Annotated in this window: 9 protein-coding genes; 6 read left to right on the top strand and 3 right to left on the bottom strand. The window is 70.1% G+C overall.

All coding sequences use genetic code 11. From position 1 onward, the window contains the following. The 4 genes from U9978_RS23400 to U9978_RS23385 all read left to right on the top strand — a co-directional run. Window positions 1-326 (top strand): type II toxin-antitoxin system VapC family toxin (locus U9978_RS23400; protein ID WP_322763307.1); only part of this gene is annotated, 326 nt, incomplete at its 5' end. Window positions 327-785: 459 nt separating this feature from the next. After that, the gene (locus U9978_RS23395; RefSeq protein WP_322763306.1) at window positions 786-1,472 is read left to right on the top strand and encodes a hypothetical protein; all 687 of its coding nucleotides are present in this window, start codon (window positions 786-788) and stop codon (window positions 1,470-1,472) included. Between the two features lie 47 nt (window positions 1,473-1,519). Continuing rightward, window positions 1,520-3,553, top strand: a complete 2,034-nt coding sequence (locus U9978_RS23390) for a histidine kinase (RefSeq protein WP_322763305.1) — start codon at window positions 1,520-1,522, stop codon at window positions 3,551-3,553. Continuing rightward, the gene (locus tag U9978_RS23385; RefSeq protein ID WP_322763304.1) at window positions 3,550-4,218 is read left to right on the top strand and encodes a response regulator transcription factor; all 669 of its coding nucleotides are present in this window, start codon (window positions 3,550-3,552) and stop codon (window positions 4,216-4,218) included. Before U9978_RS23390 ends, U9978_RS23385 begins: the two co-directional genes overlap by 4 nt. 21 nt (window positions 4,219-4,239) lie before the next feature. On the opposite strand, the gene U9978_RS23380 is transcribed toward U9978_RS23385, so the two are convergent. Together U9978_RS23380 and U9978_RS23375 are read right to left on the bottom strand one after the other, a co-directional pair. Further along, window positions 4,240-4,914, bottom strand: coding sequence for a response regulator transcription factor (locus U9978_RS23380; protein ID WP_322763303.1), 675 nt, complete (start codon window positions 4,912-4,914; stop codon window positions 4,240-4,242). Then, a complete protein-coding gene (locus U9978_RS23375) occupies window positions 4,911-6,065 on the bottom strand; it encodes a sensor histidine kinase (RefSeq protein WP_322763302.1) in 1,155 nt (384 codons plus the stop codon). Before U9978_RS23375 ends, U9978_RS23380 begins: the two co-directional genes overlap by 4 nt. Window positions 6,066-6,341: 276 nt before the next feature. On the opposite strand from U9978_RS23375, the gene U9978_RS23370 reads away from it, so the two are divergent. Both U9978_RS23370 and U9978_RS23365 read left to right on the top strand, forming a co-directional pair. After that, a complete protein-coding gene (locus tag U9978_RS23370) occupies window positions 6,342-6,962 on the top strand; it encodes a hypothetical protein (RefSeq protein ID WP_322763301.1) in 621 nt (206 codons plus the stop codon). Window positions 6,963-7,010: 48 nt separating this feature from the next. Then, entirely contained in the window at window positions 7,011-7,190 is a 180-nt protein-coding gene (locus U9978_RS23365) for a hypothetical protein (RefSeq protein WP_322763300.1), read from the top strand. A gap of 160 nt (window positions 7,191-7,350) precedes the next feature. Here U9978_RS23365 and U9978_RS23360 read toward each other — a convergent pair. Then, window positions 7,351-7,673: hypothetical protein (locus U9978_RS23360; protein ID WP_322763299.1), on the bottom strand; the 323-nt coding region annotated here is incomplete at its 5' end.

Raw genomic sequence — 7,673 nt, 5'->3', positions numbered from 1 at the left:
TTGCTGCTGGTGAGCGGCTGGCCGCACCGCATGCCGTCGATCTCGAATGCGCCTCGACGTTGCGAGGCCTGGTGCATGGGGGAAAGCTGCCTGCGGACGAGGGGGCACGCGCCCTGGATCTGCTCGGTCGCATGCCGCTGAGGCGTTTCGACCATGTGCCGCTGCTCCCGCGGATCTGGGCACTTCGGCACAACATGTGGCCGTATGACGCTTCGTACGTCGCGCTGGCGGAGGTGTTGGGCGCCGAGCTGGTGACGGTGGACCGAACGTTCGCCGGTAGGTCCGGTCTGATGTGTCCCGTCCGCAACCTTCGAAGCGAACAGTAGAGCCCCGGACACATCCGTGGCTTTCCATCAGGTCTGCGGCACGTTGCTGGTGGCTCATTGTCGGGGGAGGGGGAGGGGGATGTCGGTGGCGAGGACGATGGGCCGTGGGGTAATGGTTCGAGTCGCCCCTCGGACACGTTCCTTACGCCTACCAAGTGCTGATCGGGTTGTGACTCGATCAGTTACACCGAGCGTCGGACAGGCCCACAACCTGAGCGGCGCGGCCCCACCGGCGTAGCGGCGTCGAGGTCCCCGACGAGTCTGGTGAGCGCTTGGCCGAACACGACCTCCAGCGGCCGTCAGCCGGCGGGCAATGGCGCCCGCGTGCCACGCGGCGTCGCGGTCCGCCGACAAGACGCGGGACACGGCGGGACCGTGCTCCCGTGACGGCGGGACTCCCGAAAGGCCAGCGTTCATGTCAGGCGGCGAGCGGCGCCGCGACATGCGGGGAGAGAAAGCATGAGGATCCTGGACAGGTGCGCGGCGTTGACCGGCGCTGCGTATGTCCTGCTGGTCACGGTCGGCAACACACTGAGTACCGACAACAGCCCGGGACCGCACCCCGCGCATCCGACCGGCCAGCAGAACCTCGACTGGCTGCGCTGGATCGCCGGCAGCACCTCGGCCCAGGTCGGGGTGACGCTGGAGTTGTTCGGCTTCGTCGCGTGGGTGCTCTTCGTGGGGTACCTGTGCACGCGGGTCCGCACGGGCGGCTGGCTCGCGGCCGCGGCGTTCGCGGGCGGCGCCGTCGCGATCGCCGTGAAGGTCGCGTCCGCCGGACCGATACTCGCCGCGTATGTCCTGCGGGACGACCTTGGTCCCGAGACCGCGCGGGTGCTCGGCGACCTGGGCGGCGTCGCGTTCGTGCTGGACTGGTTGCCCACCGGGGTGTTCGTGGCCTGTGCGGCGGGTGCGGCGCTGGCGACCCGGACCGTGGGCCGCGTCCTCGGCTGGGGTGGCGTGGCCGCTGGTACCGGCGCCGTCATCGTCACGGCTGTCACCGGTGTGCACGTCCTGGGAGCCAATCCGCTGCCGTTCCTCGTCTGCCTGTTGTGGATCTTGGTGGTCAGCATCCGGCTCGGGGCCTGGCGGACCGCGCCAGACACGCCGGCACCCGCGGCAGATCCGGTGCGGGTCATGGTGTGATCGTCCTCGGCATTCTCCTTCGGCCCGGGAACCGTCACCATGACGCTGTGAGCGTCGCGACGGAATCTCGGGCCGGCTGGGCGGTGGCCGGTGTGTCGGCGTGCGTGCTGGGATTCTGGCTCGTCCTTGGTGGGCTGGGCGACGTGGGACGGCTTTCGTTCGGCGACTTCGTCGACAACGCGTACTCGAACATCGTCTTCGGACTGGCCTTCCCGGTGGTCGGCACGCTGATCCTGTCGCGGCGGCCGGGACATCGGCTGGGCTGGTTGTACTGCCTGTGTGGGCTGGCTTCCTCGGTGACGCTCGCGGCTTATTCCTACGCCCAACGCGGCCTGGTTGATGGTCCGGGCCTGCTTCCGGGTGCGCTCGCGGCGGGATGGGTGTCGTCGTGGATCTGGCTTTGCGGCGTGAGCCCGCTGGTCACATTCGGCGTCCTGTGGTTCCCGGACGGCCGGTTGCCGTCGCGGCGCTGGTGGCCCGTGCAGGTGGTGGCGGGCCTGGCCATCGGCTTGGGCGTGGCCGTCATCGCGTTGCGGCCTGGCCCCTTGGAGAACGCCTCGGTGCGGGACAACCCGCTGGGGCTGCCGCTGCCTCGGTCGTGGTTCGGCGCCGTCAGCTCGGTCGGAGTGTTCCCGGTACTGCTCGTCGCCGTGGTCGGCGGCCTCGCGGCGGCGGTGGTGCGCTATCGCCGCGGGTCCACCGGTGAACGCGATCAGCTGCGCTGGTTCCTGGTCGCTGTCCTGCTGATCGTGGTCACCATCGCGCCTGTCGGCGGCTCGACGGTGGGCGTCGTGCACAACCTTTTCAGCCTGGTGGCGATCCCGCTGCTGCCGTTGTCGGTCGGTGTCGCGGTGCTACGTCACCGGCTGGACGGCGTCGAGGTCGCGGTACGTCGGTCTCTGGTTTACGGCTGGCTCATCGCCGCGGGCCTCGCGGTGTACGCGGCGGTGGTCCTGGTCCTGCAGGCCGTCCTGCGCGGCCACGCCGAACCGGCGGTCACCCTCGCCGCGGCCGGCGCCGTCGCCGTGCTCTACCAGCCGCTGCGGCTGCGCCTGGAGCGCTCGGCCGACCGGATGCTCTACGGCGACCGCGGCAATCCGTACGCGGTGCTCGTCGGCCTGGGGCGCCGGCTGCAGGCGGCCGGCTCGGCGGAGCACACTTTGCCGGAAACGGTGGGGGCCATCGCCTCGGCGCTGCGGTTGCCGTATGTCGCGGTGGAGCTGCCCGGAGACCCGCCAGCGCATCCGACCGCCGTACACGGGACGTCGCAGGGCTCCGCGCCGGTGATCATACCGCTGGCCCATGGCGGCGCCGATGTCGGCCGGCTCGTAGTCGCCCGCCGGGGCAGCCGGGAGGACCTCACGCCGGCCGAGCGCCGGCTGCTGGACGATCTCGGCAGCCAGGTGGCCGTCGCCGCCCACGCCGTCCTGCTGGATCGCGCCCTGCGACGGTCCCGCGAACGGCTCGTGGTGGGCCGGGAGGAGGAGCGCCGGCGGCTGCGCCGCGAGCTGCACGACGGCCTCGGTCCGGCGCTGGCAGGCGTGGCGCTGGGGGTCGACGCCGCGCGCAACATGCTCCGTGCCGACCCGCACTCCGCCGACGCGCTGCTCGCCGACCTGAAGGACGAGACGTTGGGCTGCGTAGGCGAGGTACGCCGCATCGTCGAGGACCTCCGCCCGCCGGCGCTCGACGAGCTGGGCCTGCTACCGGCGTTGGCGGCGTTCGTCGACCGGCTGTCCACCCGCGACGACGCGTTGCGGGTTGCCGTACAGTCGCCCGACCCGCTGCCGCCGCTGCCCGCGGCCGTCGAGGTGGCGGCGTACCGGATCGCTACCGAGGCGATCACGAACGTCGCGCGGCACGCGCACGCCCGCTCCTGCCTGCTGCGTCTGGACGTCGGCGACGACCTGACCGTCGAGGTGCGCGACGACGGTGTCGGTGTGCCGGCCGCCCCGCCGGCCGGCGTAGGCTTGGCGTCTATGGCCGAACGCGCCGCCGAACTCGGCGGGTCGTGCGTGGTGGCCCGGCTCGACGGCGGCGGTACCCGCGTCATGGCCCATCTCCCGCTGGCCGCGGCATGACTCCGCCGCTGCGCGTGCTCCTCGCGGATGACCACCCGGTGTTCCGCAAGGGCCTGCGCGCCCTGCTCACCTCCCTGCCGGAGGCGACGGTCGTGGGTGAGGCCGCCGACGGCGAGCAGGCGGTACACCTCGCCGCCGAGCAGGAGCCCGACGTCGTCGTGATGGATCTGAACATGCCGGGCGTCAACGGCGTGGACGCCACCCGGCGCATCATCGCCGCACGGCCAGGCACAGGTGTCCTGGTTCTCACCATGTTCGAGGACGACGACTCGGTGTTCGCCGCGATGCGGGCCGGCGCCCGCGGCTACCTGGTCAAGGGCTCCGACACCGACGAAGTCATCCGCGCCATCACCGCGGTCGGCAACGGCGAGGCCATCTTCGGCCCGTCGGTCGCGCGCCGGATCATGGCCTTCCTCACCCGCCCGTTGTCGGCCTACGACGAACAGCAATTCCCCCAACTCAGCGCCCGTGAACGCGAGATCCTCGACCTCATCGCCGCCGGGACCGCCAACCCCGACATCGCCAGAAGGCTCTTCCTCAGCCCGAAAACCATCCGTAACCACGTGTCCAACATCTTCACCAAACTGCAGGTGGCGGACCGCGCCCAGGCAATCGTCCGGGCCCGCGCCGCCGGCCTCGGTCGCCAACCCGGCGACCTGGGGTGACCGGACTGTCGTGACGACGGCCTACGACCAGCTCGGTGGGGTCCGGCCAGGTTGCGTGAGACCGCATTCGTAGGCGTAGACGACGGCCTGTACCCGGTCGCGTAGCCGTAGTTTGGCGAGGATGCGGGCGACATGCGTCTTAACGGTGCCTTCGCCGACGTACAGGGCGCGGGCGATCTCCTGGTTTGACAGGCCGCGGGCGATGAGCCCAAATACCTCGTGCTCGCGTTCGGTAAGTGTTGTGACCTCGGCCGGCATCGGGGCATGGGGAGGCGGGCCGGCGAGGAAACGCTCGATGAGTTTGCGGGTGGTCTCGGGTCCGAGCAGCGCGTCGCCAGTGGCGACGACCCGGACCGCGTCGACGAGCCGTGCGGGTGGGTCGGTTTTGAGGAGGAACCCGGCCGCTCCGGCCCGCAGCGCCTCGTACACGTATTCGTCGAGGCCGTACGTGGTGAGCATAAGGATCCGGGCGCGTACCGCGGAGGCGACGAGCCGGCGGGTCGTCTCGATGCCATCCAGGACCGGCATCCGAATATCCATGATTACAACGTCGGGGTCCAGCGCCGCGGTCAGCATGACGGCCTGCGATCCGTCGGCCGCCTCGCCGACGACATCAAGATCGTCCTGGCATTCCAGGATCGTGCGTAGACCGGCGCGGACGACGGCCTGGTCGTCGACGAGCAGGACCCGGGTCATCGCGCGGTCGGGAACGACGCTCGTACCGTCCAGCCGCCGGTCTGGCCGCGGCCGGCTTCGAACCGTCCCCCGAAAATCGACACCCGTTCGCGCAGCCCGGTGAGGCCGTGTCGGCCGCCGGCGCCCTGCGGGCACCCCGGACCGTCGTCGGACACCTCGACCTCCAGGTCGTCCGGCTGGTACCGCAGCACGACCGACACCCGGGCATTTCCCGCATGTTTCAGCGCGTTGGTCAGGCTTTCCTGCACCACCCTGTACGCCGACAGCTCGACCGCCGCGGGCACCCGGCCTGCGGTCCCCTCCGTCATCATCCGCACCGGCAGCCCGAGCGCGCAGGTGGTCGCAACCAGCCGGTCGAGGTCAGCCAGGGTCGGCTGCGGGTCGCGCGAAGGCTCCGGGTCGTCGCGGATGAGCCCGACCAGCGTGCCCATCTCGCCGATCGCCTCCTGCCCGGTGGCCCGGATCAGTGCGAGCGCCTCGCGCGCCTTGGCGGGATCGCGGTCGAGGACCTGTTCGGCGGCACCGGCTTGAAGCACGACCACCCCAAGACCATGGGAGATGATGTCGTGCAGTTCGCGGGCGATCCGCCGGCGTTCCTCCGCGACGGCCGCGGCGGCGCGTTGCTCCTGCTCCCGTTCCAGCGTGACGGTCCGCTCCTCCAGGACCAGGGTGCGCCCCCGAAGGGCACGTGTGGCCAGGCCGACCGTGACCGGGAGGGCGAGCGCCGCCAGCGTCCACAGCATGTCCGGGAGCGCTTCGCCGTTGGGCTCACGTAGGCCCATCGCTGCCGTGAAGCAGACAATGGCGCCGCCCGCGTACCGCAGGTCGGCGCCGTAGACACCGACCGAATACGCCGCGACGAGGCTGATCAGCAGCGACGAACCGCTCTCGAAATGACCGAACGCCACGAGGACGACCGTCAAAGCGCCCATGGTGCCGGTGAACGCCAGCACCGGCCGACGCCGCCGCCAGGCGAGGCAGACGCCAGCGGCGACAACGAGGGCGGCCACGGCGGGGCGAGGCCCGGGCCAGTCGGGCTGGGTGAGCGCGTCGAGCCCGCCGTAGCCGGCCAGCACGGCGGCCAGCATGACATCCGCCGCCCGTGAGCGCACAAAACAGCGGATAGGTCCGGCCAGCCGACGTTCCCACATAGCCGCACCCTAGCGACATCAATCCGCCACCGCGTCTGCCTTTCGGCAGACCCTGCCTCTCCCGCTCGGCAGGACACGAATCTTCCTTACTGGTGACGACGGCGGGTGGATCCGTTTCTAGCGTGGTCACAACGTCGGTGATCCCAACTGACGTCTTGGTCGGTCTCGCAGCCGCCGGCAGCGGCGCGCTCCAGGCAAGCCCCCACCGACCTGAAGCTTTCCCGCCCCCGGGCGGAGACCTGAGCCCCACATCTGGACACCGAAAGGAGTCACCTCATGGACCTGTTCGTCCGCACCGGGTCATGGGCGGCAATCGCCGGAGGCGCACTGCTCGCCGGCGGCGCGTTCATCAACGTCCTGCCACCCGACTACGCGTCCAACGAGTTCTCCCGGGAGGTCACGACCGGCACATTCGCGCTGACCGCGACGCTCCGACTCCTCAGCATCCCGCTCCTCACCTGGGGCATCCTGGCGATCTACGCCCGGCAGGCCGACCGGCTGCACGTCTTCGGTCTCGTCGCCGTCGTGCTCACGCTGACGTCGCTGCTCCTCAACGGCAGCGTCGTGTTCGCCGACCTGTTCATCACACCGTCCATCGCGCACCAGGCACCAGCGATCCTGGACGGTAACCCGGGCGGCCGGCTTGGCGTCGGATTCCTGCTCGCCTGGGTCAGCAACCTCTCATTCCTGCTGCTGGGGATCGCGACCCTACGCGCGAAAGCACTCAGCCGGTGGAGCGGCTGGGCCCTGGTCATCGTAGGATTGTGCCCTGCCCTCCCCCTCTCCGGCACCGAAACCATCATCGGCCTCGGACTCGCCGCAGCCGGGTTCGCCGCACTAAAGCCCCGCCCGGCCACCGCAGCGGAAACCATCCCCGCCAGCCTGATACGTTCGTGAATCTCGGGTGTCCCGCGTCAAGATCTTGACTGAGAAATCTTGACCTGAATGTTCAGCATTCTGGATTTTGGTTGGGGGTTTGCCGGCGGGCTGATTGTGGACCTCGAGCGGCCGGTGCTGGCCGAGCGCGTCGCGCGACCGGAGGTGGTCCTCGATGATCTCGTCTGCGAAACGAGCGCCTACTGGAACATCTTCACAGGGGTTTCCTCATGGCCACACAGTAGCTAGTATCCCAGCGGTAACCGCGACTGCCGATCATCGACGATTAACCCCGACGTCCCGGTAGCCGAAGGCCGATATCCCGGGCAAGAGGGGGCCGTTGTCCCGTGACACCGGGACACATCCCCGCTGACCATCTGGTGCAGCGGGATCGACACGCAGCGGAGGCTCAGGTGAAAAGGCACGGATTCCCGCGGGTGGCCCTGCGGCGGCGGGCACAGCCGCAGCCTGAGTTGCGTGGCCCACCGGCATAGCAGCCGGCGACCCCACCGATGTGGCCGTTGGCGGTCGCGGTCGCCGCAAGTCCTGGGGATTTCCCGGAAGCCGGCGACGCCGTCCCGGCCGGACACTCGACCCGCACGACACAGATCGAAATGTATTGATTCCGGTCGATGAAGGAGGCCAGCAGGCGCGTGATGCCAGCCGAGCACATGACGGGCCGGTCGTCGGCGTCGCCGGCCGATAGGACGGGGGCAGGTATGACCGCCGCCG

It is taken from the genome of Protofrankia sp. Cr2 (assembly GCF_963555885.1).
Lineage (GTDB): Bacteria > Actinomycetota > Actinomycetes > Frankiales > Frankiaceae > Protofrankia.
Note: the sequence above shows the minus strand (reverse complement) of the source record. Positions and strands in the feature narration are given on the sequence as shown.

Excerpts from the sequence above, each read along its gene's own strand:
- U9978_RS23365 (WP_322763300.1), top strand. The coding sequence starts at position 7,011 with ATGTTCAGCATTCTGGATTTTGGTTGGGGGTTTGCCGGCGGGCTGATT.
- U9978_RS23370 (WP_322763301.1), top strand. The coding sequence starts at position 6,342 with ATGGACCTGTTCGTCCGCACCGGGTCATGGGCGGCAATCGCCGGAGGC.
- U9978_RS23385 (WP_322763304.1), top strand. The coding sequence starts at position 3,550 with ATGACTCCGCCGCTGCGCGTGCTCCTCGCGGATGACCACCCGGTGTTC.
- U9978_RS23375 (WP_322763302.1), bottom strand. The coding sequence starts at position 6,065 with ATGTGGGAACGTCGGCTGGCCGGACCTATCCGCTGTTTTGTGCGCTCA.
- U9978_RS23395 (WP_322763306.1), top strand. The coding sequence starts at position 786 with ATGAGGATCCTGGACAGGTGCGCGGCGTTGACCGGCGCTGCGTATGTC.
- U9978_RS23380 (WP_322763303.1), bottom strand. The coding sequence starts at position 4,914 with ATGACCCGGGTCCTGCTCGTCGACGACCAGGCCGTCGTCCGCGCCGGT.